The sequence below is a fragment of the Pseudomonas sp. Q12-87 genome (genome assembly GCF_001269755.1).
Taxonomy (GTDB): Bacteria; Pseudomonadota; Gammaproteobacteria; order Pseudomonadales; family Pseudomonadaceae; genus Aquipseudomonas; species Aquipseudomonas fluorescens_S.
In genome coordinates, this window is sequence record NZ_LHVI01000008.1 from 19,525 (window position 1) to 44,433 (window position 24,909).

At 60.9% G+C, this 24,909-nt stretch carries 24 protein-coding genes; 11 read left to right on the plus strand and 13 right to left on the minus strand.

Annotation, left to right across the window (positions count from 1 at the left end; genetic code table 11):
* The first annotated feature begins 120 nt into the window (after nt 1–120).
* Genes hmgA through maiA form a run of 3 tightly spaced genes read left to right on the plus strand, consistent with a single transcriptional unit; the run spans nt 121 to nt 3,380 of the window.
* Nucleotides 121–1,425: a homogentisate 1,2-dioxygenase gene (gene hmgA / locus AD663_RS04050; RefSeq protein ID WP_053213321.1), complete on the plus strand. Its 1,305-nt coding sequence runs from the start codon at nt 121–123 to the stop codon at nt 1,423–1,425.
* 3 nt (nt 1,426–1,428) lie between these two features.
* Nucleotides 1,429–2,733, plus strand: coding sequence for a fumarylacetoacetase (fahA, locus tag AD663_RS04055; RefSeq protein WP_053213322.1), 1,305 nt, complete (start codon nt 1,429–1,431; stop codon nt 2,731–2,733).
* Between the two features lie 11 nt (nt 2,734–2,744).
* Complete coding sequence (gene maiA / locus AD663_RS04060) at nt 2,745–3,380, plus strand: maleylacetoacetate isomerase (protein WP_053213323.1); 636 nt, start codon at nt 2,745–2,747, stop codon at nt 3,378–3,380.
* 23 nt (nt 3,381–3,403) lie between these two features.
* On the opposite strand, the gene AD663_RS04065 is transcribed toward maiA, so the two are convergent.
* Nucleotides 3,404–4,207 carry a SirB1 family protein gene (locus AD663_RS04065; RefSeq protein ID WP_003178088.1) on the minus strand — a complete coding sequence of 268 codons (804 nt, stop codon included), beginning with the start codon at nt 4,205–4,207 and terminating at the stop codon, nt 3,404–3,406.
* Between the two features lie 187 nt (nt 4,208–4,394).
* Here AD663_RS04065 and AD663_RS04070 point away from each other — a divergent pair, with 187 nt between their 5' ends.
* Entirely contained in the window at nt 4,395–5,414 is a 1,020-nt protein-coding gene (locus tag AD663_RS04070) for a Glu/Leu/Phe/Val dehydrogenase dimerization domain-containing protein (protein WP_003178091.1), read from the plus strand.
* A gap of 64 nt (nt 5,415–5,478) precedes the next feature.
* Here AD663_RS04070 and glyA read toward each other — a convergent pair whose 3' ends face one another.
* The 5 genes from glyA to AD663_RS04095 form a co-directional block, all read right to left on the minus strand.
* Nucleotides 5,479–6,717, minus strand: a complete 1,239-nt coding sequence (gene glyA, locus AD663_RS04075; protein WP_053213324.1) for a serine hydroxymethyltransferase — start codon at nt 6,715–6,717, stop codon at nt 5,479–5,481.
* A gap of 11 nt (nt 6,718–6,728) precedes the next feature.
* Nucleotides 6,729–7,982 (minus strand): threonine synthase, encoded by a 1,254-nt coding sequence (gene thrC / locus AD663_RS04080; RefSeq protein WP_003178094.1) that lies wholly within the window; start codon nt 7,980–7,982, stop codon nt 6,729–6,731.
* 94 nt (nt 7,983–8,076) lie between these two features.
* The gene (locus AD663_RS04085; RefSeq protein ID WP_053213325.1) at nt 8,077–8,508 is read right to left on the minus strand and encodes a Rid family detoxifying hydrolase; all 432 of its coding nucleotides are present in this window, start codon (nt 8,506–8,508) and stop codon (nt 8,077–8,079) included.
* Nucleotides 8,509–8,535: 27 nt separating this feature from the next.
* Nucleotides 8,536–9,708 carry an FAD-binding oxidoreductase gene (locus AD663_RS04090; protein WP_003178098.1) on the minus strand — a complete coding sequence of 391 codons (1,173 nt, stop codon included), beginning with the start codon at nt 9,706–9,708 and terminating at the stop codon, nt 8,536–8,538.
* Nucleotides 9,705–10,910 (minus strand): benzoate/H(+) symporter BenE family transporter, encoded by a 1,206-nt coding sequence (locus AD663_RS04095; protein ID WP_003178099.1) that lies wholly within the window; start codon nt 10,908–10,910, stop codon nt 9,705–9,707. The genes AD663_RS04090 and AD663_RS04095 overlap by 4 nt, the downstream gene beginning before the upstream one ends.
* 349 nt (nt 10,911–11,259) lie before the next feature.
* Here AD663_RS04095 and AD663_RS04100 point away from each other — a divergent pair, with 349 nt between their 5' ends.
* A complete protein-coding gene (locus AD663_RS04100; protein WP_003178101.1) occupies nt 11,260–12,648 on the plus strand; it encodes a PLP-dependent aminotransferase family protein in 1,389 nt (462 codons plus the stop codon).
* A 75-nt stretch (nt 12,649–12,723) separates the two neighbouring features.
* Here the strand turns inward: AD663_RS04100 and AD663_RS04105 are convergent, their stop codons facing one another.
* Entirely contained in the window at nt 12,724–12,984 is a 261-nt protein-coding gene (locus AD663_RS04105) for a YebG family protein (protein WP_003178103.1), read from the minus strand.
* 291 nt (nt 12,985–13,275) lie between these two features.
* On the opposite strand from AD663_RS04105, the gene AD663_RS04110 reads away from it, so the two are divergent.
* Nucleotides 13,276–13,776 carry a phosphate-starvation-inducible protein PsiE gene (locus AD663_RS04110; RefSeq protein WP_003178104.1) on the plus strand — a complete coding sequence of 167 codons (501 nt, stop codon included), beginning with the start codon at nt 13,276–13,278 and terminating at the stop codon, nt 13,774–13,776.
* On the opposite strand, the gene AD663_RS04115 is transcribed toward AD663_RS04110, so the two are convergent.
* Nucleotides 13,773–14,090, minus strand: a complete 318-nt coding sequence (locus AD663_RS04115; RefSeq protein ID WP_003178105.1) for a DUF3509 domain-containing protein — start codon at nt 14,088–14,090, stop codon at nt 13,773–13,775. The two genes, AD663_RS04110 and AD663_RS04115, sit on opposite strands and share 4 nt — an antisense overlap.
* A gap of 176 nt (nt 14,091–14,266) precedes the next feature.
* Between AD663_RS04115 and AD663_RS04120 the strand changes: the two genes are divergently transcribed.
* Both AD663_RS04120 and AD663_RS04125 read left to right on the plus strand, forming a co-directional pair.
* On the plus strand, nt 14,267–14,551 hold the full coding sequence (locus AD663_RS04120; RefSeq protein ID WP_033045915.1) for a hypothetical protein: 285 nt from the start codon (nt 14,267–14,269) through the stop codon (nt 14,549–14,551).
* Nucleotides 14,552–14,595: 44 nt separating this feature from the next.
* Nucleotides 14,596–15,006 carry an HPF/RaiA family ribosome-associated protein gene (locus AD663_RS04125; RefSeq protein WP_003178107.1) on the plus strand — a complete coding sequence of 137 codons (411 nt, stop codon included), beginning with the start codon at nt 14,596–14,598 and terminating at the stop codon, nt 15,004–15,006.
* A gap of 203 nt (nt 15,007–15,209) precedes the next feature.
* Here the strand turns inward: AD663_RS04125 and AD663_RS04130 are convergent, their stop codons facing one another.
* On the minus strand, nt 15,210–16,085 hold the full coding sequence (locus AD663_RS04130; protein WP_053213326.1) for an AraC family transcriptional regulator: 876 nt from the start codon (nt 16,083–16,085) through the stop codon (nt 15,210–15,212).
* Nucleotides 16,086–16,221: 136 nt separating this feature from the next.
* Here AD663_RS04130 and AD663_RS04135 point away from each other — a divergent pair, with 136 nt between their 5' ends.
* On the plus strand, nt 16,222–17,124 hold the full coding sequence (locus tag AD663_RS04135) for a DMT family transporter (RefSeq protein ID WP_053213327.1): 903 nt from the start codon (nt 16,222–16,224) through the stop codon (nt 17,122–17,124).
* Between the two features lie 82 nt (nt 17,125–17,206).
* Here the strand turns inward: AD663_RS04135 and AD663_RS04140 are convergent, their stop codons facing one another.
* The 4 genes from AD663_RS04140 to norR form a co-directional block, all read right to left on the minus strand.
* Nucleotides 17,207–18,178 (minus strand): D-glycerate dehydrogenase, encoded by a 972-nt coding sequence (locus AD663_RS04140; protein ID WP_003178113.1) that lies wholly within the window; start codon nt 18,176–18,178, stop codon nt 17,207–17,209.
* Nucleotides 18,179–18,389: 211 nt separating this feature from the next.
* Nucleotides 18,390–19,139, minus strand: a complete 750-nt coding sequence (locus AD663_RS04145; protein WP_053213328.1) for a YkgJ family cysteine cluster protein — start codon at nt 19,137–19,139, stop codon at nt 18,390–18,392.
* A gap of 225 nt (nt 19,140–19,364) precedes the next feature.
* Nucleotides 19,365–20,267, minus strand: a complete 903-nt coding sequence (locus AD663_RS04150; protein WP_003178115.1) for a chemotaxis protein CheV — start codon at nt 20,265–20,267, stop codon at nt 19,365–19,367.
* Between the two features lie 280 nt (nt 20,268–20,547).
* Nucleotides 20,548–22,101, minus strand: a complete 1,554-nt coding sequence (gene norR, locus AD663_RS04155) for a nitric oxide reductase transcriptional regulator NorR (RefSeq protein WP_053213329.1) — start codon at nt 22,099–22,101, stop codon at nt 20,548–20,550.
* Nucleotides 22,102–22,248: 147 nt separating this feature from the next.
* Here norR and hmpA point away from each other — a divergent pair, with 147 nt between their 5' ends.
* Together hmpA and AD663_RS04165 are read left to right on the plus strand one after the other, a co-directional pair.
* Nucleotides 22,249–23,430, plus strand: a complete 1,182-nt coding sequence (gene hmpA, locus AD663_RS04160) for an NO-inducible flavohemoprotein (protein ID WP_003178118.1) — start codon at nt 22,249–22,251, stop codon at nt 23,428–23,430.
* 318 nt (nt 23,431–23,748) lie between these two features.
* Entirely contained in the window at nt 23,749–24,258 is a 510-nt protein-coding gene (locus AD663_RS04165; RefSeq protein ID WP_003178120.1) for a disulfide bond formation protein B, read from the plus strand.
* Nucleotides 24,259–24,909: the final 651 nt, after the last annotated feature.

Sequence of the window (24,909 nt, forward strand, 5' to 3'; positions counted from 1 at the left end):
CTTTATAGCTTGACGGTCGCTGTCGAGCAAATTACGTTATGCGTAATTGAATTACGATAAAAATAACCCAATGCGCCTTAATCGCTCCGAGGAGTGACGGGCCGCATGCCTGGAGGCTCCATGAAGCTCGATTCCACAGCGCCGGAGCTGGCTTACCAGTCCGGCTTTGGTAATGAATTCGCCAGCGAGGCGCTGCCCGGTGCGCTGCCCGTGGGCCAGAACTCCCCGCAAAAAGCTCCATACGGTCTCTATACCGAACTGTTCTCCGGCACGGCATTCACCATGGCCCGCAGCGAAGCGCGGCGTACCTGGATGTATCGCATCCGGCCCTCGGCCCATCACCCGGCTTTCGTCAAGCTTGAACGACAAGTCGCTGGCGGCCCGCTGGGGGAGGTGACACCCAACCGGTTGCGCTGGAACCCGTTACCGATCCCTGTCGAGTCCACCGATTTCATCGATGGGCTGGTGCGCATGGCGGCCAATGCCGGCGCGGATAAACCGGCCGGCATCAGTCTCTATCAATACGGCGCCAACCGCTCCATGGAGCGGGTGTTCTTCAACGCTGACGGCGAGTGGCTGATCGTGCCGCAGTTGGGGCGGCTGCGGATCGTCACCGAGCTGGGCATGCTGGACGTTGCGCCGCTGGAAATTGTCGTGCTGCCCCGAGGCTTGAAATTTCGCGTCGAACTGCTTGATCCCCAGGCCCGTGGTTATATCGCGGAAAACCATGGCGCACCGTTGCGCCTGCCAGACCTGGGGCCCATCGGCAGCAATGGCCTGGCCAACCCGCGGGACTTCCTGTCCCCCGTGGCCCATTACGAAAACCTCGCGCAACCGACCCCGCTGGTGCAGAAGTTCCTGGGTGAATTGTGGGGTTGCGAACTGGCCCATTCACCCCTCGACGTGGTGGCTTGGCACGGTAACAACGTGCCGTATAAATACGACCTGCGCCGTTTCAACACCATCGGCACGGTCAGCTTCGACCACCCGGACCCGTCGATCTTCACCGTGTTGACGTCGCCCACCAGTGTCCATGGCCTGGCCAATCTCGATTTTGTGATTTTCCCGCCACGCTGGATGGTGGCGGAAAATACCTTCCGTCCGCCGTGGTTCCACCGCAACCTGATGAACGAATTCATGGGCCTGATCCAAGGCGCCTACGATGCCAAGGCCGAAGGCTTCTTGCCGGGCGGTGCGTCCCTGCATAGCTGCATGAGCGCCCACGGCCCGGACGGCGAGACCTGCACCAAGGCAATCAATGCCGACCTCTTGCCTGCGAAAATCGACAACACCATGGCCTTCATGTTCGAAACCAGCCAGGTCCTGCGTCCGAGCCGTTTCGCCCTGGACTGCCCGCAACTGCAAACCGACTACGATGCTTGCTGGGCTTCGCTGCCTGTCACCTTCGACCCGACCCGGAGATAACCCATGACTCAACTTTCCAATGCCCGTAGCTGGGTTGCCTCCGCCAACGGCCATGCCGATTTTCCGCTGCAAAACCTGCCGTTGGGCATTTTCAACATCGAGGGCGGCGCCTTGCGCAGTGGCGTGGCTATCGGCGATCAAATCTTCGATTTGCAAGCCGGGCTGCATGCAGGGTTGTTCGACGGCTTGGCGCAAGATGCGGTCGAAGCCATGGCCGGCGGCCAGCTGAACGCGTTTTTCGAACTGGGCCGCGGCGCTCGGGCGGCTCTGCGTGAGCGTTTGCTGGAATTGTTGCGCGAGGACAGTCCGTGGCGTGGCAAGGTCGAGGCCCAGGATGCGAACCTGCTGTTGCCTGCGGCCGACTGCCAGATGCATTTGCCGGCGAAGATCAATGACTACACCGATTTTTATGTCGGCATCGAGCATGCGCAAAATGTCGGCAAGTTGTTCCGTCCCGACAATCCGTTGCTGCCCAACTACAAATACGTACCGATCGGCTACCACGGCCGCGCCTCGACCATTCGCCCTTCCGGCACCGATGTGCGCCGTCCCAAGGGTCAGACCCTGCCCGCCGGCCAGGCCGAACCGAGCTTCGGCCCGTGCGCGCGACTGGACTATGAGCTTGAACTGGGCATCTGGATCGGCAAGGGCAATGCCTTGGGCGAACCCATCGCCATCGGCGACGCTGCTGAGCACATCGGCGGTTTCTGCCTGCTCAACGACTGGTCGGCGCGGGACATCCAGGCCTGGGAATACCAGCCGCTGGGGCCGTTTCTGTCCAAGAGCTTCCTGACCAGTGTTTCGCCGTGGGTCGTGACGGCCGAAGCCCTCGAACCGTTCCGCCTCCCACAGCCGGCGCGCCCGCAAGGCGATCCGCAGCCACTGCCGTATCTGTTGGACAAACGTGACCAGGCCGGCGGCGCCTTCGATATCGAGCTGGAAGTCCTCTTGCTGACCGAAAGCATGCGTGAGCAGAACCTGCCGGCCCAACGCCTGACGCTGAGCAATACCCAGTACATGTACTGGACCGTGGCGCAGATGGTTGCGCACCACAGTGTCAACGGTTGCCAGTTGCAGGCCGGTGACCTGTTTGGTTCGGGGACCTTGTCGGGCCCTCAGAGCGGTCAGTTCGGCAGCCTCCTGGAAATCACTGAAGGCGGGAAGAAACCGATCGAACTGGCGTCCGGTGAAGTGCGCCGGTTCCTGGAGGACGGCGACGAAATCATCCTGCGGGCCCGTTGCCGTCGCGAGGGTTTCGCCTCCATCGGTTTTGGCGAGTGTCGCGGCAAGATCCTGCCGGCGCATTGAGAGGGCAGGGCATGGAACTCTATACCTATTACCGCTCGACCTCGTCCTATCGGGTGCGCATCGCGTTGGCGCTCAAGGGCCTGGATTACCAGGCCCTGCCGGTCAACCTGATCGCACCGTCCGGGGGCGAGCATCGCCAACCGGCCTATCTGGCGATCAACCCCCAGGGGCGAGTGCCGGCGCTGCGCACCGATGAGGGCGAGTTGCTGGTGCAGTCACCGGCCATCATCGAATACCTGGAGGAACGTTATCCCCTAGTGCCGCTGCTCAGCGCCGACCTGGCGGTGCGTGCCCATGAGCGTGGCGTCGCGGCGCTGATCGGTTGCGACATTCATCCGCTGCATAACGTCAGCGTGCTCAACAAGTTGCGCCTATGGGGCCATGACGAAACGCAGGTGACGGAGTGGATCGGGCACTGGATCAGCCAGGGGCTGGCGGCAGTCGAGCAACTGATCGGCGATGATGGCTATTGCTTTGGTGCCGCGCCCGGATTGGCGGACATCTACCTGATTCCGCAGCTGTACGCGGCCGAGCGGTTCAATGTCTCGCTGCTGGCGTATCCACGGATCCGCCGTGTGGCGGCGTTGGCGGCTGCGCATCCGGCCTTCCAGCGGGCGCATCCGGCGAATCAACCGGATACACCCTGAGGGCCTGAACAAAGTTTGTCTGCTCAATGCACAATTGTATTGGGTGGCAGATGCCCCAGCCGTTCGGTCAGCCGGATCCGCTGGATCGGGTCTTCGCTGAGCATCAGGGCATGCTCCAGGTCGAAGCGTTCGGCGTTGGGGCAGTCGAGCCGCTGGTACAGGCTGGCGCGGGCCAGGTAATCGGCCGCGCTGGCGTTGCCCAGCTCCAACACCCGCTCGGCATCGATCAATGCGGCGATGTAATCGTCATTGGCCAGATGCAACTGGCGCAGATTGCGCGACAGGCGCTGGAGCATTTGCGTCGGCTGGGCGTCGACCATGTGTTCGGCCTTGAGCTGCATGTTCGCGCCGTATTGACGTTGCAGTAAGTCCCGGCAGTCGTGGGGGTACAACCGGCGACCACCGCACGGATCGAGCAAATGGTCGGCACCGGGCACCTTCAGCAGGAAATGCCCCGGGAAATTGACACCAACCATCGGAATTTCCAGGCCTCGGGCCAACTCCAGGGCGATCAAGCCGAGGGCCAGCGGTTGCCCGCGTTTGCGCACCAGGACCTTGTCGAGCAACGCTGCCCATGGACGCAGCGGCGTGGAATCGTCCTGGGCGAACCCCAAGTCATTGAGTCGTCGCAATAGCGGCTGGCCCAGTTCACTGACGGGCAGCATCGGCAGGTCATGGCTGACCCGCCGTTGCAGATCCTTGAAATCCTTCAGCAAGGCCGCTACGTCCACGTCATGGTGATGTTCGGCAGCGATCCAAAGTGCTGCTTCAAACAGCGCCGGTGGCGAGCGGTGCAGGCAGTCGAAAAAGGCTTGGCGCGGTTTCATCGGACTCTCCGAGGCTATGCCCCGTTTTAGCTCTGCCATGGGTTTTCGTCCAGTCCCGGACAAACGCAGCAACGAGATATGCCCAAAAGCACTGACGGCCCTGGCGCCTTATTCCGGCCTGCTCCAGCAATTTTTGCCTGCACGCCTATACTGGCGAAACAAACAAAAGTGATTCGGGAGCCTGTCGATGTTCGCTCTCATGCAAAGCTCCCGCCTTGAATCGCTGCACTTAAGCGTAGACCCGACCACCGGGTTGAAGGCGGTGATTGCCATACATTGCAGCCGCCCCGGGCCTGCCCTGGGGGGATGCCGTTATCTTGCCTACCCCGACGATGAAAGCGCCGTGGCCGACGCCGTGCGCCTGGCCCAGGGCATGAGCTACAAGGCTGCCCTGGCCGGCTTGCCCGTGGGCGGTGGGGTGGCGGTGATCATGCGCCCGGCCCATGTCGAAAGTCGGGCGGCGCTGTTCGAAGCCTTCGGTCGCTGCATCGAGCAGTTGGATGGGCGCTACATCACCGCCATCGACAGCGGTACTTCGGTGGCCGATATGGACTGCATCGCCCAGCAGACTCGCCACGTCACCAGCACCACCGCTTCGGGAGACCCGGCGCCCCACGCGGCGATGGGAGTATTTGCCGGCATTCGCGCCACGGCCATGGCCCGCCTGGGCAGCGACAACCTTGAGAGCCTGCGAGTGGCGATCCAGGGGCTGGGCAATGTCGGCTACGCCCTGGCCGAACAGCTCCATGCGGCGGGCGCCGAGCTGCTGGTCAGCGACATCGACCCAGGCAAGGTGCAATTGGCGATGGAACAACTGGGCGCCCACCCGATCGCCAACGATGCCTTGCTCAGCACCCCTTGCGACATCCTCGCCCCCTGTGGCCTGGGAGGGGTGCTCAACAGCCACAGCGTGGCGCAACTGCGCTGCTCCGCCGTTGCCGGTTCGGCCCATAACCAGTTGAGCAATCTGCAAGTGGCCGATCAGTTGGAAAGGCGCGGAATTCTTTATGCCCCCGACTATGTGATCAACTCCGGCGGCCTGATCTACGTCGCCCTGAAGCATCGCGGCGAAGAGCTGCCGACCATCACCGCACACCTGTCGAAAATCGGTGCGAGGCTCACCGAAGTCTTCGCCCACGCACAGGCGCAAAAGCGCTCACCGGCGCGGGTGGCCGATGAGCTGGCAGAGCGTTTGTTGTACCGATAAAACCTGACAGCCCTCTTCTGGCAGGGCCGGAAGGGGGCTGTTACGTTCCAAGCCTCGCTCGCCGCTACCTCAGCAGGTACACCGGAAAGCACTCGCACAGGTGCATCACCCGGCGCCGGGTATTGTCCAGACGCGCGGCGTTGTCCGGTTGCTCCAGCAGGTCGGCGATCAGGTTCGCCACTTCGGCACATTCCGCTTCGCCAAAGCCGCGCGTGGTCAGCGCCGGGGTGCCGATGCGAATGCCACTGGTGATGGCCGGTTTCTGCGGATCGTCGGGGATCGCGTTTTTATTCAGGGTGATGTGGGCGCTTTCCAGCAATGCTTCGGCATCTTTGCCGGTGATGTTCATCGAGCGCAGGTCGAGCAGGAACATATGGCAGTCGGTGCCGCCAGACACTACCCGCAAGCCGCGTCGGGTCAGGATGTCGGCCATGACCCGGGCGTTATCGATCACGCGTTGCTGGTATTGCTTGAAACCATCGCCCAAGGCTTCGTTGAAGGCCACGGCTTTGGCGGCGATGACATGCATCAGCGGCCCGCCTTGGTAGACCGGGAAAATCGTCTTGTCGAGCAGGGCGGCGTACTGCGCCTTGGCCAGGATCAAGCCGCCGCGCGGGCCGCGCAAGGTCTTGTGGGTGGTGGAAGTGATGAAGTCGGCGATGCCGACCGGCGACGGGTATACGCCTGCCGCGATCAACCCGGCGTAGTGCGCCATGTCCACCATCAGGTAGGCGCCGATCTCGTCGCAGATCTTGCGAAAGCGCTGGAAGTCGATGGTCCGGGAATAGGCCGAGGCGCCGGCGATGATCATCTTCGGCCGGTGCTCCCGGGCCAGTGCTTCCATTTGCGCGTAGTCGAGGGTTTCGGTTTCCTTCTCCAGGCCGTAGGAAAATGCCCGGTAGATCTTGCCGGAGAAATTCACCGAGGCGCCGTGGGTCAGGTGGCCGCCGTGGGCCAGGGACATGCCCAGGATCGTGTCGCCGGGTACCAGCACCGCCAGGAATACCGCCTGGTTGGCCTGGGAGCCGGAGTGGGGCTGGACGTTGACGTATTCGCAGTTGAACAGTTTGCGAGCGCGTTCGATGGCCAGGTTTTCGATTTCATCGACGACCTTGCAGCCGCCATAGTAACGCTTGCCCGGATAGCCTTCGGCGTACTTGTTGGTGAGTACCGAGCCCTGGGCCTGGAGCACCTCCTCGCTGACATAGTTTTCTGACGCGATCAGCTCCAGGTGGGTTTCCTGGCGGTTGCGCTCGCGGTCGATCAGGCGGGCAATGGCGGGGTCGAAATTTTGCAGGCTCATGGTGTGGTTCCTTAAAGAAGTGCTTCGGCCGGCGACGCAGGCACGTGATACGGCAACACCCGTGGCTGGCTTTTGGTCGAATCGGATAGAAAAATGGACGTGTCTTTCAAGCCGCTGCCGGTGATCAGGATCACGGCGGTTTGCGGTGTGTCGGGGTGTGTTTGCGCATATTTCAACAGGCCGGCGAAGGCACTGGCGGCACCGGCTTCAGGGAAGACGCCGGTGCTGGCGGCCAATCTCGACGCCGCGGCGACGATGCTCGGGTCGCTGACACAGATGAACTCGCCGTCACTGGCGGTCACCGCGCGCATGGCTTTGAGCCGGTCGCGCGGCAACGCCACGTTGATGCTGCTGGCCAGGCTGGTGGGGGCGATGCGTTCGATGTGCTCCATCGGCTGATCGCTGCGCCAGGCGCGGTACATGAAATTACTCTGCTCGGCCTGAACGCCGATCAGGCGTGGGATGCGTTCGATCCAGCCCAATTGCAGCAGGTCGAAGAAACCCTTATAGACCGACCCCAGGATGCAACCGTTGCCGACGGGGACGAACACCAGGTCCGGCACCTGCCAGTTGAGTTGTTCGCACATCTCGAACGCCACGGTTTTCTTGCCTTCGCTCATGTACGAATTGATGCCGGTGGTGCGGTTGTACCAGCCGTGGGTCTCACAGGCTTCGAGGCATTGTTCGAAGGCTTCGTCATATTGCCCGTCGACCAGCACGATCTCGGCACCGTAGCCCTGCATCTGCGCGAGCTTCTCGCGAGGCGCGCTCTTGGGCAGGTAAATGACGTTGTGCAGGCCCAGGCTGGCGCTCATTCCGGCCAATGCCGAAGCGGCGTTGCCGGTGCTTGCCACCGCTACCGTACTGGCACCCGATTGCAAGGCGTGCGCTACCGCCAGGGCACTGGCGCGATCTTTCAAGGACCCGGTAGGTTGTCGCGATTCGTCTTTGACAAAGACTTTGATCCGGGCACCTTTACCGAGCAGTTCGGGGCGTGAGTACAGTGGCGTGTTCCCCACCAGCAGCGGCGGAATGAAGCGCGTGGAGCTCAATGGCATCAAGCGGTCATAGCGCCACATGCCACGGGCGTGATCCTGGGCCAGGCTGTCCCGGGACCATTGGCGCTTGAGTGTCGGGTAGTCGTAAAGCGCGTCCAGTGCGCCATCGGTCTTGCAATGGGGACAGTAGTAACTGACCTCATGGGGCTGGTAACTGCGATCGCAAACCAGGCACTGCAATACATACTCTCTGTACGAATTCTTCATGGTCACCCTCTGAAAGTACGCTGTGCTGGTGCTTTCCTTGCCGGCGTCGATCCGGTGGGCCGGACCGACGGGCACTTCGCTGGCAGAAGGTGTTTCAGATCACCATGATGGCGTCGATGGCGACCAGGGTGTTGCGTGCCAGGGCGCTGGCGCCGGCGGTGGTACGGGCCGGATAGGGCTTGGTGAAATACTCTTCCATGACGCGGTTGAGGGTGGGGAATTCGCTCAAGTCAGTGATGAACGCGGTGACCTTGACCACGTTAGCCAGGGTGCCGCCGGCCGCTTCGGCCATTTGCACCAGGTTGTCGAGGGTCTGGCGCAGTTGGCCTTCGAAATCCTGGGCCAATACTTCGTTGTTCAACGCCGAGACCGGAGTCTGCGCCGACAGGTAGATCGTCTGCCCGTGGCTGACCTTGATGCCTTGGGAATAGGTGCCCAGCGGCAGTGGTGCCTTATCGGTGAAAATGACGTTTTCTTCGCCGAGGAAAGGTTTGGCGGCGGACTGGATTTGAGCGGTGGTTTGCATGGTTACGTTCCTTGTTAAGTGGATGGGTTAGTGCAAATCGGCAACCTGCTTGACGGCCAGGCTGGAGAACTCTTCATCGCGGCACCGGGCCGGGGAAAAATGCTGGTAATTGAGTTGCAGCGCTGCCAGGTCCTGCGGCATGGCGATGCCCAGGGCCGCGTGGCTGCACAGGCGTGCAATCGCAGGCGCCGCCTGGATGCCGTAGCCACCGAGGGCTGCCAGCCAGATAAAGCTTTCTTGCAGAGGGTCCTGGCCGAGCACCGGCGAGCGGTCGGCGACGAAGGTGCGCAGGCCCGCCCATTTGTTGACGATCGAGCGTGGACGCAGGCGGGTGGTGTTTTGCAAGCGGTCCATGGTGATTGCCAGGTCAAGTTCGTCCGGCAACGCGTCGCAGGGCAGCGAGGGGTTTTCATCGCAGGGCGAAACGATCAATCGCCCAGCTTCCGGCTTGATGAAAATATCTTCGTCGACGGTGCCCAGGTAGGGCGTGTGGTGTACGTCGCACTGGGGATCGACCGCCAGTACGGTGCGGCGCAGCGGGCGCACGCCCACGGTGGGCACGCCGCAGCGCTCGGCGAACGTATCGGCCCAGGCTCCGGCGGCGTTGACCACGATGGCCGCCTCCCATCGTTGGCCGTCCCGGGTGTGCAAGGTCCAGTGTCCGTCGCGGTGTTCGCCGCGCATCACCTCGGCTTCACGCTTGACCACGCCGCTGCGGGCGCGCAGGCCGCCCAGATAGGCGCCATGGATGCCGTGTACGTCCAGGTCGAAGGCGCTGGGCTCATGAATGCCGGCGCTCCAGGCGCCTTCGGCCAGGTAAGGCACCAGCTCCATCACTTGTTTGGCGTCGAGGAGCTCGGCCGTAGGCACTTGTCCCAGTACCGCGCTGAAACGCGCTTTGAGTTTGTCCACCCGCGACGCCTGGGCGACGATCAACGCGCCCCGTGGCGACCATAGCGGATGCTCGGCCAGGCCCTCGGGCGGGTTCTCGAAAAAACTGCGTGATGCACAGGTCAGCGAGCGGATCTGTTGGTTGCCGTAGCTTTCCATCGAGATGGCCGCCGAACGCCCTGTGGTGTGGTAGGCCAGTTGCTGCTCCTGTTCGAGCAGGCAAACGCTGCCGTGGGCGGACAGTTCATACGCGGCGGACACACCGGCAATACCGCCACCGACCACAATGAAATCGTAACGGGCGGTCATGGTCGGCTGCCCTCGGCGATGGCGGCGGCTTTGCTTTCCCGGGTATAGGTCAGGACGAAATGCGCCACCAGGCCGAAGATCAGGCCCCAGAACGCGGCGGCCAGGCCCAGGAAACTCATGCCCGAGGCCGTCACCAGGAAGGTGATCAGCGCGGCTTCCCGTTGTTTGTCGTCGGCCATGGCGCCGGTCAGCCCAGCGCTGATCGCGCCGAACAAGGCCAGGCCGGCGAGGGAGGCGATCAGCTCTTTTGGTAGCGCGGAAAATACCGAGGCCAAGGTCGCGCCGAAGGTACCCATCAGAATGTAGAACACCCCGCAGGCGATCCCGGCGATGTAGCGTTTATCGCGGTCCTCGTGGGCTTCGCGGCCGGTGCAGATCGCTGCGGTAATGGCCGCCAGGTTGAATCCGTGGGAGCCGAAGGGCGCCATCAGCACCGAGCCGATAGCGGTGACCGAAATGATCGAGCGCGCCGGCGTGTTGTAGCCCGAGGTCCGCATTACGGCCATGCCCGGCACGTACTGGCCGGTCAAGGTCACCAGCGCCAAGGGCAGACCAATGTTGATGATTGCGTGCCAGCTCCATTCCGGGGCAATGAAGACGGGGTGGGCCACCGCAATGGTGATCGAACTGCTATTGAGCTCACCGAACGAGGCCGCCACGGCGCAGCCGACAATCAACACTGACAGAATCGCGTAGCGCGGCGAAAAGCGCTTGAAAACCAGGTAAGCCGCGATCATGGCCAGCACCAGCGCCGGCTGCAGCTTGATGGACGTGAACAGTTCGGCACCGAAGCGGAACAGAATGCCGGCGAGCATGGCGGCGGCGATGGCCTTGGGCAGGCGGCTCATCAACTTGTCGAAGGCCCCCGACAAACCGACCACCGCAATGATCACCGACGCCACTACATAGGCGCCGATAGCCTGGGGCAGGGAGACTGTCGGCAGCATCGATACCAGTAACGCAGCACCCGGCGTCGACCACGCGGTGATCACCGGGACACGCAGGCGCCAGCTGAGGAACAGGCCGGTGATGCCGCTGCCAATGGAGATGGCCCAGATCCATGAAGACACCACATCGTTAGGCAGGTGCGCTTCCTTGGCAGCCTGAAACACGATGATGAGCGGGCCGGCGTAGGAGATGATCACGGCGATGAAGCCCGCGATAACCGCTGACAGAGATAGATCCTTTCTGAGTGTGTCCATGATGTCTCGACTTGGCGCGGCAGGGGCGCGCGGTGATCAGGGGATGATTGAGTCGATTGCTTCGATTCTAGATCAGTGTATTTGAATGAATTGAGTTGATTCAATAGCGCGACGGATTGTTACCAGATATTTTTCTGCCATCAGGGTTCGTCGATGCTTTGTTTTAGCGATAACTGATTGATTTACAGAAATTTAATCTCAGCTGAACATTTTTTCATGATGTCCTTAAAAACGATCCAATAATCGAATCAATCGACTCAATGCGCAGATTGTTTCGAATTATTAGTTGCCTAACCTCCATGTGATATGCTCGGATATTCATCATTTCTACGATGGGCAGTGATCATTCATGTGGGTTCCCCAGCTAAGCGAGTTCAGCCAGCCGATGTATTTATCGATTGCCGATGCGTTGGCGCGCGATATCAGCAACGGCGTGCTGAACGAAGGCGACCGCCTACCGACCCTGCGAGAGCTGGCCAATACCTTGAATGTCACACCAGGCACCATCAGTCGGGCCTACAGCGAGGCCCATCGGCGCCGGTTGGTGCAGGGGGAAGTAGGGCGTGGTACTTATGTGCTCAACCAGAAGCAGCTGGAGCTGCCGGCCAGCAACAGCGCCGGGCCATTGAACCTGGGGCAATCGGAGCTGCTGGATCTTTCGATCATCAAGCCGTACAGCGAAACCCTGGAGTACTGGTTGCGCGGCGCGTTGGTGGGCATGGCCAAGAGCACCGATTTCGCTCGCGCCCTGGATTACGCACCGGACGGCGGCCATCCGGCTCATCGGGAGGCGGGCGCGCAGTGGCTGCGCCACTCGTTGCCGGATGCACAGTGGCAACAGGTGGTCATTACAGCCGGAGCCCAGCACGGCTTGATGGTCGCGATGAGCGCCCTGACCAACGCCGGCGACCTGGTGCTCTGCGAAGCGCTTTGTTACCCCGGCATCATTTCCCTGGCCCACGGTCTCGAACGGAGACTGCGTGGTGTGCCGATGGATGAAGAGGGCATCATTCCCGAGGCGCTGCGCGAACTGTGCCTGCGGGAAAAGCCGGCGATGCTGGTCTGCGTGGCGACTTGTCAGAACCCGACGGCGGCGATCATGTCGCAAAAACGCCGGGCCCAGATTGCGGCGCTGGCGGAGGAATTCGATTTCATCATCCTGGACGATGACATCTATGGCTTCCTTGCCACCGATCCGTCGATCAAGCCGCTGTCGGCCTTTGCGCCGGATCGTTCGGTGTACCTGACCAGTCTGTCGAAGTCGGTCATGCCGGCGCTTCGCGTTGGCTACATCTACAGCCCGCCGAAGCTGCTATCACGCCTGACCTCGATGGTGCGAAGCAGCGTCTGGATGCCATCACCGTTGACCGCGCAACTGGCCAGTAACGTCATCACCGAGGGCCTGGACAAGAAGCTGATCCGCATCCAGCGCAACGAAGCCGCGGGACGACAGGCGATTGCCCAGGAAATCTTCTCCAATTTCGAACTCAAGACCCAGCCGTATTCGTATCACGTCTGGCTGACCCTGCCCGAACCCTGGACCAGTGACGAGTTCACCATGCTCGCCAGGGCCAACGGTGTGCTGGTGCTCAGCGGCACGCAGTTCCAGGCTGAGCGGTCGGGGACGACTCGTTGCGTTCGGCTGGTGCTGATGTCCCCTACCAGCCAGGACGAGTTGCGCTTTGCCCTGACCAAGCTGGCCAGCCTGATCGATTCAGACCCGCGTCGTTATTACTAAAAAAGATCGCAGCCTTTGGTAGCGCCTGCATGGTGCAAACATGCAAGCACTGCCAAAGGCTGCGATCTTCTTGGGTCATTCGCCCGGCGGATTGAGCAGTTCGGACAAGGCGTCCGGTTGGCTCTTGAACGCCTTGGCGAACACGTCACGATTCTTCGCCATGTAGATCCCGGCTTCTTCCACCTGTTGCTCGCTCAGCGATGGGACGGCTTTTTGCAACACCTCGGCCAGCAATTCGGCGAGTTCCAGCATTTTGTCATGACGGTCAGCTTCGGCTTTATCCATGAACAAGCGCTCCAGATCTCGGCTGCTGCGGTATACCACTTCGACGGCCATTCACCACCTCACATGCCTTCACATTGGTTGTCTTTGTGACTACTGTATTTATATACAGGCAAAAGGATAAGCGAATCCTCTTCCTTTGGATAGTGGCTTTTTAATGTAGACCGATTTCCAGGTTTGTCCCATGGGCAACTCTCCCCGCGAACGAGCCAGAAAAAACACAAAAGTGTCGGATGCGAGCTCATTGCCATCTCAGCCCTAGCCGCTGGCCTTTTTTCTGCATGCAGAACAACCGTCACGTCCAACCCGCATCATCCGGTCGAGTCGACCTAAGGAAACTACATCGTGAAAATCAACTGGGCCGAGAACCTGCGCCAGAACGTCCACCAGATGGCCGAGTCCCTGGGAAACCTGTTCGTCGAGACCTTTCACTACCTGGCGCTGTTCGCCATCGGTGCGGTCACTGCCTGGGCGGCGGTGATGGAGTTCCTGCAGATGATCGAGGCGGGGCACATCAAGATCGATGACATCCTGTTGCTGTTCATCTACCTGGAGTTGGGGGCGATGGTCGGGATCTATTTCAAGACCAACCATATGCCGGTGCGGTTTCTGATCTACGTGGCGATCACTGCACTGACGCGCCTGCTGATTTCCAACGTTTCCCACCACAATCCGCCGGACCTGGGGATCATTTACCTGTGTGGTGGCATCCTGCTGCTGGCGTTCGCGATCCTGGTGGTGCGCTACGCCTCGTCGCAGTTCCCCTCGGTGAAAGTCGAATCCCCGCACCGTAAGGTCGGCGCGGGTTCCAGTGAGCATGGCGAGGTGGAGAAGGGCGAAATCTAGAGGCCGGCGGCAGGGGATGACGAGCCCTGTGCCTGGGGTGGCGGCAGCTTGATGTTGTCGCCACCGGTCATTGCTTCGAGGATGGCCACGGCGCTGTGGCCCTGTTCGATGGCAATGCCGAACTGAATGCTTTGCACCAGGCGCCTGAGCCGTTCCGGGTCATTGCGCTGCTGGGCGCTGATCATGCGTTTGGCGACGATGCGCCCGCTCTTGGACAAAGTCAGCATGATGCTGCCGTCCAGGCCTTGGATGCTCAGGTTGATCTGATAATGCGGCGCAAAGGCCTCGGTAATAATCTGAAAAGGGTTGTCCATGATGCGTCACCGCCTGATTGAACGTGCAGTTGTTGACCGGCCATGATCGGAATTAGTTCGCAACACCGGACCATTGGCCATTCCATGATCGTGTTCATCTCAAGGTTCAGGATTGAACAGGCGAAATCAAAAGGAACGCAGCCTGCACAGTGCCTGGAAGAGAGTTAGCAAGTGGCATGCCGGAAAAACTGTCGGACAATGATCGCGGCACTTGGGCGTTGAACGCTCTGGAATGCGGCTGTTGTGGCTGCCCGTTTCGGGGCAATTACGCGGGGATGTTCGTTGACGGTGCGCCAGGAGACGGGGATTTGCGCGAACAAAGCGAGGCGAGGCAACTCCCGACATTAACAGCGCTTTTGACCGTTGTCCGGCTTTTTTTGCAAATCCATATTTATCTTTTTGAGGGGGTTGAATTGTTCTTCCGCCAGCCCGACTCTGTACTCAAGGGGCCGTTGCGCTAACGTCAATGGGCCCCTGGCGAGCTAGCCGAAATAAGGGATGAACTATGCAAATCCAAGTCAACAGCGATAACCATATTCAAAGCAGCATCCGACTGGAGGAGTGGGTACGTACTACCATTGAAAGCACGCTCGAACGTTACGAAGAAGACCTGACTCGGGTCGAGGTCCATTTAGGGGATGAGAACGGTGATAAGCCTGGCCCCCACGACCTGCGGTGCCAACTTGAAGCACGGCCAAAGGGCCACCAGCCGATTTCCGTGACGCACAAGGCCGACACGCTGGAGCTGGCGATCGAAGGAGCAGCCGAAAAACTGGAACATGCCCTGGAGCATCTGTACGGAAAACTGCGCGGCAAGCGCGGTGGGGTTACGGCGCCGACCGAATCCGCAGCCTTGGCCGACGCCATGCTGGAAGAAGAATTCCTGGAGAATGAACGGGCTGCGCTTCACGGCTGAAGCCTCGCTCATTTTAAATTCCTGACTGAAAAACGGGCCTGCACTTGCAGGCCCGTTTTGTTTTTGGGCGCAGTCTCCCGGACGGCTCGCTCCCACAATGGATCTTCGGCGGGCTTGAATTGTTTGTTCGACGCAGATTCCTGTTGGAGTGAACTTGCTCGCGATAGCAGTACCTTGGGCACTACGAATGCCAGCGCCGTCCGCTAGCGCAAAAACGCCTGCCGGTACTCCCCGGGCGTTGCGCCCAAGGCCTGGCGAAAGCGGTTGGTGAAATGGCTGGCGCTGGAAAACCCACAAGCCAGTGCTACATCGCCCACCGCTTGTTGCGTGTTGCGCAGCAGTTGCCGTGCCTGCGCCAAGCGCCTGGCCAACACATATTGATGAGGGGGCAGGCCGAAGCTTTCGCGGAACATCCTTGCGAAATGGTATTCGGACAACGCACACAACGCCGCCAATTGCCCAAGGCTGATCGCGTCCGCCAGATGGCTGTCGACATAATCCACCAGCATTCGGCGCTGATGTGCCGCCAGGCCGCCCTTGAGGCGAAGTCCTTGGCGCTGGCCGACCTGGCTGAGGAGCAAATGATCGAGCAGATCGTGGGCCAGGCTGGTGGTCAGGAGGCGTTCGCCGGGCTCGTCCCAGTTCAGGGCGATCAGCTGGCGAAAACGTTGAGCCTGTTGCGGGTCGTCGAGAAACGTTCCCTCACGCAGTTGCAACTGTCGGGGTTCACGGTCCAGCAGCGTGACGCAGCCGAGGGCGAATTGTTCGGGGCTGAAATACAGATGGGCGAGACGGATGTCGCCGTTGATGACCCAGGCCGACTCATGCCCAGCCGGCAAAATGCAGAGTTTGTCGGGAGCGCCGGTGGTGTCGGGCTGTTCGCGGCGAAACGTGCCGGTGCCGCCGGCGATATAGCAAGACAGCGTATGGTGGGTCGGCGCCTCGTAGTCTCGGGCGTCATGATGGTTGCTCCACAAAGCGGCCGCCATGCCGTCTCCGAGCTCGGCGCTATGCTCCAGGCGAGCATTGGGCGAACTGTTGAGGGCTTGAAAGACTTGCAAGTTTTGCAGTGTGGGCATGATCGGTTCTCTCCAGACCGAATCCTACTCCGTCCTTCGGCCGCTGCCAGCCTGCAACCCGACAAAACCGCAAGTTTACGCAAGTGCCGGTTGGGCAACGGCGTGACACTGAGGGTCATTGTCAGGAGCCGTCACTATGAACCTCTCGTTGTACCTGCTCACCGTGCTCATCTGGGGCACCACCTGGATTGCCCTGAAACTGCAGCTTGGCGTTGTCGCCATCCCTGTGTCGATTGTCTATCGCTTCGGCCTCGCCGCCCTGATTCTGTTTGCGATGCTGCTGCTCAGCCGTCGCCTGCAGGTCATGAACCGGCGCGGCCATTTGATTTGCGTGGCCCAGGGCTTGTGCCTGTTCTGTATCAACTTCATGTGCTTCCTCACCGCCAGCCAATGGATTCCCAGTGGGTTGGTGGCGGTGGTGTTTTCCACGGCCACGCTCTGGAATGCCCTCAATGCCCGGGTGTTTTTCGGCCAGCGGATAGCTCGCAACGTGTTGTTGGGTGGCGCCTTGGGGTTGCTGGGGCTGGCGCTGCTGTTCTGGCCGGAACTGGCCGGTCACAGCGCGAGCCCGCAAACGCTGCTCGGGTTGGCGCTGGCACTGCTGGGAACGTTGTGTTTTTCGGCAGGCAACATGCTCTCGAGCCTGCAACAGAAGGCCGGGCTCAGGCCGTTGACCACCAATGCCTGGGGCATGGCCTACGGTGCGACGATGCTGGCGGGGTGGTGCATTTTCCAAGGCATTCCCTTCGACATGGAATGGAACACGCGTTATATCGGCTCGCTGTTGTACTTGGTGATCCCGGGTTCGGTGATCGGCTTTACGGCCTACCTGACGCTGGTGGGGCGCATGGGGCCGGAGCGCGCGGCGTATTGCACCGTGCTGTTCCCGGTGGTGGCGTTGAACGTCTCGGCGTTTGCCGAAGGTTATCAATGGACCGCGCCAGCGCTGCTCGGGCTGGTGCTGGTGATGCTGGGTAACGTGCTGGTGTTTCGCAAACCGCGGCCGCTGGCAGCGAATGGCGCGCTGGGTGCCCGCTGAGACATGACCTGTGATGAGGGAGCTTACTCCCTCGCCACAGGGGTGTGGTCTCGTGATGAATGGCAACAATCCGCCGGGCGGCTTATTTCCAGACTTGCGGGTTGACCAGGTTCTGCGGTCGTTCGCCCATCAAGGCGCTTCGCAAGTTTTCCAAGGCGAGGTTAGCCATGGCCTCACGGGTTTCATGGGTCGCCGAGCCGATGTGCGGCAAGGTCACGGCGTTTTTCAGCTGGAACAGCGGCGAATCGGCCAGTGGTTCTTTCTCGTAGACGTCCAGCCCGGCGCCGCGGATGCGGTTGTTCTGCAAGGCTTCGATCAGTGCCGGCTCGTCAACCACCGGACCACGAGAAATGTTGATGAGAATGGCGCTTGGTTTCATCAGGGCCAATTCGCGCTGGCCGATCAGATGGCGAGTTTTCTCGCTCAGTGGCACCACAAGGCAGACGAAGTCGGCTTCGGACAGCAACTGATCCAGTTCGCGGAACTGTGCGCCCAACTGGTTTTCCAGTTCGGTCTTGCGGCTGTTGCCGCTGTAGATAATCGGCATGTTGAACCCTAGCCGGCCACGCCTCGCAATCGCCGCTCCGATATTACCCATGCCGACAATGCCCAGCGTCTTGCCATGCACGTCGCTGCCGAACAACTGCGGGCCGACGGTGGCCTGCCATTGCCCGGCCTTGGTCCAGGCGTCCAGTTCAGCGACGCGGCGAGCGCTGCTCATCAGCAGGGCGAAGGCCAGGTCGGCGGTGCTTTCGGTGAGTACGTCGGGGGTATTGGTGAGCATGATCCCGCGTTCATTGAAGTACGCCAGGTCATAGTTGTCGTAGCCCACCGAGACACTGGACACCACTTGCAGCTTCGTCGCGTTTTGCAGCTGCTCGCGGCCAAGCTTGCGGCCGACGCCGATCAGGCCATGCACATGAGGCAGTGCTTCGTTGAACTGCGCGTTGATGTCGCCTTTCGACGGGTTGGGCACGATCACGTCGAAGTCCTGTTGCAGGCGCTCGATCATGGGCGGTGTGATACGACTGAAGGCGAGTACGGTTTTTTTCATCGTGCAAGGCTCATCTGCAGGGAATACCAAGCACGCTAACATTCCTGACGAGGGTTAGGCGAGACCGAAGCGTAATCAGCGTGCCGCGGATTCCATTTGTGGGAGCGGGCTCGCCCGTGAAGACGGTCTGACATTCCAACATCAATGTACGCTGCCCCGACACCTTCGCGAGCAAGCTCGCTCCCACAGGATGTTCGCAGTCTTCAGGAATTTACGCCGCCCGCAGCGAAATGAACGCGTAATTGACGGGGTCTTCGCAGAAGACCCGCGCACCACTGGCCAGGACCTGTTCAGCGACGTCGTCACCGGAAAGGTGGAACTGCCATTCACTGGCCTGCGGCTCCAGCAGTTGTAAGCGGACCTGGTCGATGGCCATGGCGAACGCTGTCATATCGGGTAAATAGGCGGTAAAGCCGTCGCCCTTCAGCGCGGTGGTATGGATCCCCAGGGATGCGCAGATACGTTCCTTCAACCCGATGTCCTCACGGTCGGCCTGGCGCGAGCGCTCGATCAGGCGCGCCAGTTCCGCATCGACCAGCTTGCCGCCGAGGATCAGTTGCGGGCCGGTTTCCCACGATTCCGGCGGGCATTCCTTTACGGCGATGTTGAGGGGAATGTGCGGGTTGATTTCCATCGGATAGATACGGCACACCAATGGCCGGCGCTCATAGATGCGGCACAGGTTCTCTTCATCAAGGTTGCGGCAACGACCTGCGTTATAGGCGGCGAAGGTGATGGCCACGAGGGCTTCGGTGGTGCCGCTGTGAACCACTGCCGAGCGGCGCTCGGCATGTTCGCGTTGCGCTGTCGGCAGGCCAAGGCCGTTGGGCAGGAAGGCTTCCACCAGGACAATCACCTGGCCGCCGTCTTCAGCCCACATCCGGGCCTCGTCGAGCGTCAGGGGAACGTGGTGATCGCTGCAGCATTTGCCGCACCCTACGCAAGAAAACGTTGTGTTCATTAATCAACCGATCGCATGAGGCTGGAGAGTGGCGACAGAAAAGCGCCGTGGTGAGCGGGCGAAGCAAGTTATGCGCCACTCATCGGGCGATGGCCGGGCGGGCAGCAGGACCGGACGAAGCCTGCGGTCCTGATCTCTCCTTGGGAATGAGAGTGCCAGAAAAAATCGCAGCCTCGCTCGGCCGCTGCTAAAGGCTACAGCGGGGCTACAGCAGGACAGCGGGCCTTAGTGGCCTTGCTCGGCGACAGCCTTGGCCGCCGTGATCAGGCATTTGGTCAGTTCAGGCGAGGAGAACTTGGTCAGTACTCCGTTGGCGCCGGCCAAGCGGGCTTTTTCACTGTTCATGGCACTGTCCAGCGAAGTGTGCAGCAACACGTAGAGGTGGGCGAAGTCCGGGGTTTCGCGCAGGGTTCGGGTGAGCGCGTAGCCGTCCATCTCCGACATTTCGATGTCGGAAACGATCAGGTTGATCTGTTGTGCCGTGCCTTGCAGGTCCAGCAGGCATTCGATGGCTTCCTTGGCGCTGCGGGCGGTGTGGCATTGCAGGCCCAGGTTGCGCAAGGTGTAGACCGACTGCTGCAGTGCGACCTGGCTGTCATCGACCACCAGGATTCGTGCGTTGCCCAGCACTTCGGCGTCTTCCATGCTCAGTTCGGTCGGCGCGGTTTCGATCTGCGCCGGGGCGATACCGTGGATGACCTTCTCGATATCGAGCACTTGCACCAACGTGCCGTCCACCGAGGTCACGCCGGTGATGAATGCGCGCACGCCGCCTGAGCCATACGGCGGCGGTTTGATGTCGGTGGTCAGGCAATGGACGATCTTGCTCACTGCCTGCACATGCAGGCCCTGCTTCGAGCGGCTGACGTCGGTGACGATCAGACACCCGCCGTCCGGATCCTCAAGTGGACGTTCGCCAATGGCGCGGCTCAGGTCGATGACCGACAGCGATGCCCCGCGCAGGGTGGCGATGCCTTTGACGTGCGGATGCGACTCCGGCAGCCGGGTCAGCGGCGGGCACGGAATGATTTCACTGACCTTGAGCAGGTTGATTGCCATCAGCTTGCCGCTGCGCAAGGTAAACAGCAGAAGCGAAAGTGAATCTGCGCGGGCTTTGTTGGAAGACATAAAAACCTTCTGTGGAAAAAAGGTGGGGCGAGCCTGGAGATCGCCAAAACAGCTTTTGATATTGGGTTATCGACTTGTTGGGGGCAGGCTTTAGGGCGAATCCTGTCGATGCTCGGTTCGTTGCTCCAAGATGCCTATGGTGAAGTCGCTTTTGTGGCGAGGGAGCTTGCTCCCGGCTGGAGTGCGAAGCGCTCCTGCCAGTGGTGTGATTTCGAGGTTTACGACCGCTGCGCGGCCGAGCGGGAGCAAGCTCCCTCGCCACGGGAGAGCGCACAAACAATCATTTAAGCCCCAGCCGCCGCGCCATCCGCCCCAGGTTTGCCCGATCCAGCCCCAGCTCCCGGGCGGCGCTGGCCCAGTTGTGCTGGTGACGCTCCAGGCTGGCAGTGATGAGCTGACGCTGGAACGCATCCACTGCTTCGCGCAGATCCCCCGACACGGACGGCATGGCAGGCCCTGAATCGACGGAAGGCATTGGGTTATCCACAAGAGGCCGAGGCAGATCGAGTTCCTGGGCGCTGAGGCTGAGGATTTTCGGGCGCACCGCGCACCTGCCCAAGGCCTTCAAGGCACTGCGGCCGATCAGGTGCTCAAGTTCACGCACATTACCCGGCCAGTCATAGGCCAGCAGTGCGGCCTGAGCATCACTGGTCAGGCGCAGGCTGCCCAGGCCCATGCGCGATCGATTCTGTTCCAGGAAGAAACCACTGAGCAGCAACACATCCCGTCCACGATCGCGCAGCGCCGGCACCTGCAACGGATAAACACTCAGGCGGTGATAGAAGTCGGCCCGATAACGGCCGTTACGCACTTCTTCGGCGAGGTCACGATTGGTCGCCGCGATCAGGCGCACATCGACCCGGTGTTCCTTGTCCGAGCCCAGGCGTTGCAACTGGCCGCTCTGCAGCACACGCAGCAATTTGGCCTGGACGGTCAGCGACAGCTCGCCCACTTCATCGAGGAACAACGTGCCACCGTCGGCCAGCTCGAACTTGCCGCGACGTTCGTTCGTGGCCCCGGTAAAGGCGCCCCGTACATGACCGAAGAGTTCACTTTCCACCAGCGTTTCCGGCAAGGCGGCGCAATTGAGGCTGATCATCGGCTGTTCGGCGCGTTTTGACGCGGCGTGAATGGCCTGGGCCACCAGTTCCTTGCCCACGCCGGTTTCACCGGTGATCAGCACTGTCAGGTCGCTGCCGCCCACCAGGTTGATTTCCTCGACCAGGCGTTTATGGGCCTTGCTCTGGCCGACCATGTCGCGGTGTTGTTGGCCGCTGGCCTGGCGGTAGACCTCGGCGCGACGGTGCTCGTCTTCGGCTTTCAGGGCCAGGCGGTCGATGCGTTCGGCAGCGCTGACCGTTGCAGCGGCGAGGCTGGCGAAGGCTTGCAGGGCATTGAGGTCGATGGGTTCGAAGCGCTCCGGGTCCAGCGAGTCAAGGGTCAGCAGGCCCCAGGGCCGCTCGTCGACGAACAGTGGGCAGCCCATGCAGTCGTGGACTTCCAGATGCTCGTCCAGGCCCTCGACCAACCCGTCGTAGGGATCGGGCAGGTCGCTGTCGGCGGCGAAGCGCGTGGGGTGCGGGTTGGCCAGCAGGGCTTCGAAGCGCGGGTGTTCGCTGACTTGGAATCGTCGGCCCAGGGTGTCGGTGCTCAAGCCGTCCACGGCCAATGGCACCAGGCAGTCCCCGTCGAGGCGCAACAGCGCCGCCGCGTCGCAGGGCATGAGGGCGCGCAACGTGCCAAGCAAGCGACGATAGCGCTCGCCTTCAGGCAGTTCGCGAGATAAATCGGCCACCAGCGGTAGCAGCGAGGTCAGCAGAGCGGTTGCGGTCATAAAGACTCCATGTAGTCTGGATGACTATAACGTTATCGAAGTCTTAATGACTACATTGTCGTTAACCTATTGATAATAAAGGGTAAAAAACCTGGCATGGAAACTGATAAGACTTATGCATCTGTTAACACGCCAGGAGTCACCCTTATGCTCAGTCGGGAAGAACGCGCCATCATTCGCTCCACCGTGCCATTGCTGGAAAGCGGTGGGGAAGCGCTGATCACTCACTTCTATCGCATGATGCTGTCCGAATACCCAGAGGTACGCCCGCTGTTCAACCAAGCGCACCAGGCCAGTGGCGATCAGCCTCGCGCCTTGGCCAACGGTGTATTGATGTATGCGCGACACATTGACCAATTGGACCAGTTGGGCGACCTGGTGGCGAAAATCGTCAACAAGCACGTCGCCTTGCAGATCCTGCCGGAGCATTACCCGATTGTCGGTACATGCCTGCTTCGGGCGATTGCCGAGGTGCTGGGCGAAGAAATCGCCACGCCCGAAGTGATTGCCGCCTGGGCGGGCGCCTATAACCAGTTGGCCGATATCCTGATCGGTGCCGAAACCGGCCTGTATGACAAGAAGGCTGCGGCACCGGGAGGCTGGCGCGGTGAGCGCGAGTTCATCCTGACGGCCAAGGTGCAGGAAAGCTCGGAAATCACCTCGTTCTACTTCGAACCGGAGGACAAGGGTCCGATCCTGGTGGCCGAGCCGGGGCAGTACATCGGTATGAAGCTGGTGCTGGACGGCGAGGAAGTACGCCGCAACTATTCGCTGTCGGCCCTGGCGGACAACGGCCAGTACCGCATCAGCGTCAAGCGCGAACCGGGTGGCCGGGTGTCGAACTACCTGCATCATCATTTTGAAGTCGGCAGCCGCATCCAGTTGTTCCCGCCGTCCGGGGACTTCTATCTCACCGCCAGCGACAAGCCGTTGGTGTTGATCAGTGGTGGCGTCGGCATCACTCCGACCCTGGCGATGCTGCAAGCGGCGCTGCAAACCGAGCGGCCGGTGCATTTCATCCACTGTGCGCGCAACGGCCGTGCCCATGCCTTCCGCGACTGGATCGACGGCCTGGCCGAGCGGCACCCGCAGCTCAAGCGCTTCTATTGCTACGACGAAGACGATGGCGTGAGCCCGACGGCTGACAGGGTAGGGCTGTTGAGCCAGGAGCAACTGGCGCAATGGCTGCCGGAACAGCGCGACGTGGACGCTTACTTCCTCGGACCGAAGGGCTTCATGGGCGCCGTCAAACGTCACCTCAAGGCCTTGGGCGTCCCGGACCAGCAGAGCCGTTACGAATTCTTCGGGCCGGCGGCGGCACTGGAGTAAGACGTCGGTACATCCAACCTCAATGCAAACTGATCCACCGCTTTCGCGGGCAAGCCCGCTCCCACAGGGATCTGCGCAAGTCTGATGCCAAGCGCTGCCTCCTTGTGGGAGCGAGCTTGCTCGCGATGGCGGCAGCAGGTCCATCCCTGTCCAACTGCCAGCATTAATCCGCACTTAACCCTCCTCCTGTTTATTCCCTTCAATGTTGGCGGCAGCCGCTCGTTCACTGTCACGGTCAGCGTGTAGACTTCGGCCATCCGATAGCGCGCCGGGTGTCACAAGGCTGCGCGTCGATCCATGCAGACATAGGGAAACGCAATGAATGAGCAAATGACGCGGTTGGGCCGTGAGCGGCGCTATCTGGTTTTGCTGGGGGTGATCTGCCTAGCGCTGATCGGTGGTGCGCTGTACATGCAAGTGGCCCTGGGTGAGGCTCCGTGCCCGCTGTGCATCCTGCAGCGCTACGCCCTGTTGCTGATTGCGCTGTTCGCCTTCATCGGCGCGGCCATGCGCAGCCGTCGCAGCCTGACGATTTTCGAAGGCCTGGTGGTGCTCAGCGCCCTGGCCGGTGCCGCTGTGGCGGGGCACCACGTGTATACCCAATTCTTTCCGGCGGTCAGCTGTGGCATCGATGTGCTGCAACCCATTGTCGATGACTTGCCGCTGGCAAAGATTTTCCCGCTGGGTTTCCAGGTCGATGGTTTTTGCTCCACTCCCTACCCGCCGATCCTGGGCCTGTCCCTGGCGCAATGGGCCTTGGTGGCCTTCGTGCTGACTGCCGTGCTGGTGCCGCTGCTGGTGTCGCGCAACCGCAGAAACATACGCTGAGACATCACAATGAAACGCCCCGGTTTTCTTCTTGAAGACCGGGGCGTTTTGCGTTTCAGTGTCGGGCCGGATCGGCCTTGATCCGAGACAAGAACGGTCTGCGACAATGTGCGACATGTTGTCACACATCTTGCGCCCTACAGCCTTTCTGAAGCCGAATAAACCTCTTCTACTGTAATAAAAAATTGCCTGGTTTCGAGAAACCTGCATCACTTGTAGCAGGCATTTTTAACAGCGAAGCGCCGAACCGCGAAGGCCCCGTAAAATGGGCGCTTGCGCGCAAAAGAAGTTCATCTCGCATGCACCAGGCTGTCTAAATCGGGCGCAGTAGGCCTACGTTTTTTGGGGTTCTTGTTGAGAATCTATTTCGATAAGATGCTGGCCTGGCGTGATAGCGGCGAAGGATTATTGCCGGATTGGAGAGAAATTATTTCGGGATGAGACATGGTCTACAGCGTCTCAGCTCACTACAATCGCCCGCACCGATTTTCCGACCCGGCTCAAGCTTGAGCACGAGAGTGGTTGAAGGGCGCCAGCGCCCCATGCGACCCCAGGTGTCGGTGCCTCCAACTACCCGCACCAAATGGAATTGGGCTTGAACTAGGCCTTTGACCAACGAATAAGAACTCACTGCTGGCCCAGGATGTGTTG

Coding starts and splice junctions, on each gene's coding strand:
- hmgA (WP_053213321.1), top strand. CDS start 121: ATGAAGCTCGATTCCACAGCGCCGGAGCTGGCTTACCAGTCCGGCTTT.
- fahA (WP_053213322.1), top strand. CDS start 1,429: ATGACTCAACTTTCCAATGCCCGTAGCTGGGTTGCCTCCGCCAACGGC.
- maiA (WP_053213323.1), top strand. CDS start 2,745: ATGGAACTCTATACCTATTACCGCTCGACCTCGTCCTATCGGGTGCGC.
- AD663_RS04065 (WP_003178088.1), bottom strand. CDS start 4,207: ATGAAACCGCGCCAAGCCTTTTTCGACTGCCTGCACCGCTCGCCACCG.
- AD663_RS04070 (WP_003178091.1), top strand. CDS start 4,395: ATGTTCGCTCTCATGCAAAGCTCCCGCCTTGAATCGCTGCACTTAAGC.
- glyA (WP_053213324.1), bottom strand. CDS start 6,717: ATGAGCCTGCAAAATTTCGACCCCGCCATTGCCCGCCTGATCGACCGC.
- thrC (WP_003178094.1), bottom strand. CDS start 7,982: ATGAAGAATTCGTACAGAGAGTATGTATTGCAGTGCCTGGTTTGCGAT.
- AD663_RS04085 (WP_053213325.1), bottom strand. CDS start 8,508: ATGCAAACCACCGCTCAAATCCAGTCCGCCGCCAAACCTTTCCTCGGC.
- AD663_RS04090 (WP_003178098.1), bottom strand. CDS start 9,708: ATGACCGCCCGTTACGATTTCATTGTGGTCGGTGGCGGTATTGCCGGT.
- AD663_RS04095 (WP_003178099.1), bottom strand. CDS start 10,910: ATGGACACACTCAGAAAGGATCTATCTCTGTCAGCGGTTATCGCGGGC.
- AD663_RS04100 (WP_003178101.1), top strand. CDS start 11,260: ATGTGGGTTCCCCAGCTAAGCGAGTTCAGCCAGCCGATGTATTTATCG.
- AD663_RS04105 (WP_003178103.1), bottom strand. CDS start 12,984: ATGGCCGTCGAAGTGGTATACCGCAGCAGCCGAGATCTGGAGCGCTTG.
- AD663_RS04115 (WP_003178105.1), bottom strand. CDS start 14,090: ATGGACAACCCTTTTCAGATTATTACCGAGGCCTTTGCGCCGCATTAT.
- AD663_RS04120 (WP_033045915.1), top strand. CDS start 14,267: ATGCCGGAAAAACTGTCGGACAATGATCGCGGCACTTGGGCGTTGAAC.
- AD663_RS04125 (WP_003178107.1), top strand. CDS start 14,596: ATGCAAATCCAAGTCAACAGCGATAACCATATTCAAAGCAGCATCCGA.
- AD663_RS04130 (WP_053213326.1), bottom strand. CDS start 16,085: ATGCCCACACTGCAAAACTTGCAAGTCTTTCAAGCCCTCAACAGTTCG.
- AD663_RS04135 (WP_053213327.1), top strand. CDS start 16,222: ATGAACCTCTCGTTGTACCTGCTCACCGTGCTCATCTGGGGCACCACC.
- AD663_RS04140 (WP_003178113.1), bottom strand. CDS start 18,178: ATGAAAAAAACCGTACTCGCCTTCAGTCGTATCACACCGCCCATGATC.
- AD663_RS04145 (WP_053213328.1), bottom strand. CDS start 19,139: ATGAACACAACGTTTTCTTGCGTAGGGTGCGGCAAATGCTGCAGCGAT.
- AD663_RS04150 (WP_003178115.1), bottom strand. CDS start 20,267: ATGTCTTCCAACAAAGCCCGCGCAGATTCACTTTCGCTTCTGCTGTTT.
- norR (WP_053213329.1), bottom strand. CDS start 22,101: ATGACCGCAACCGCTCTGCTGACCTCGCTGCTACCGCTGGTGGCCGAT.
- hmpA (WP_003178118.1), top strand. CDS start 22,249: ATGCTCAGTCGGGAAGAACGCGCCATCATTCGCTCCACCGTGCCATTG.
- AD663_RS04165 (WP_003178120.1), top strand. CDS start 23,749: ATGAATGAGCAAATGACGCGGTTGGGCCGTGAGCGGCGCTATCTGGTT.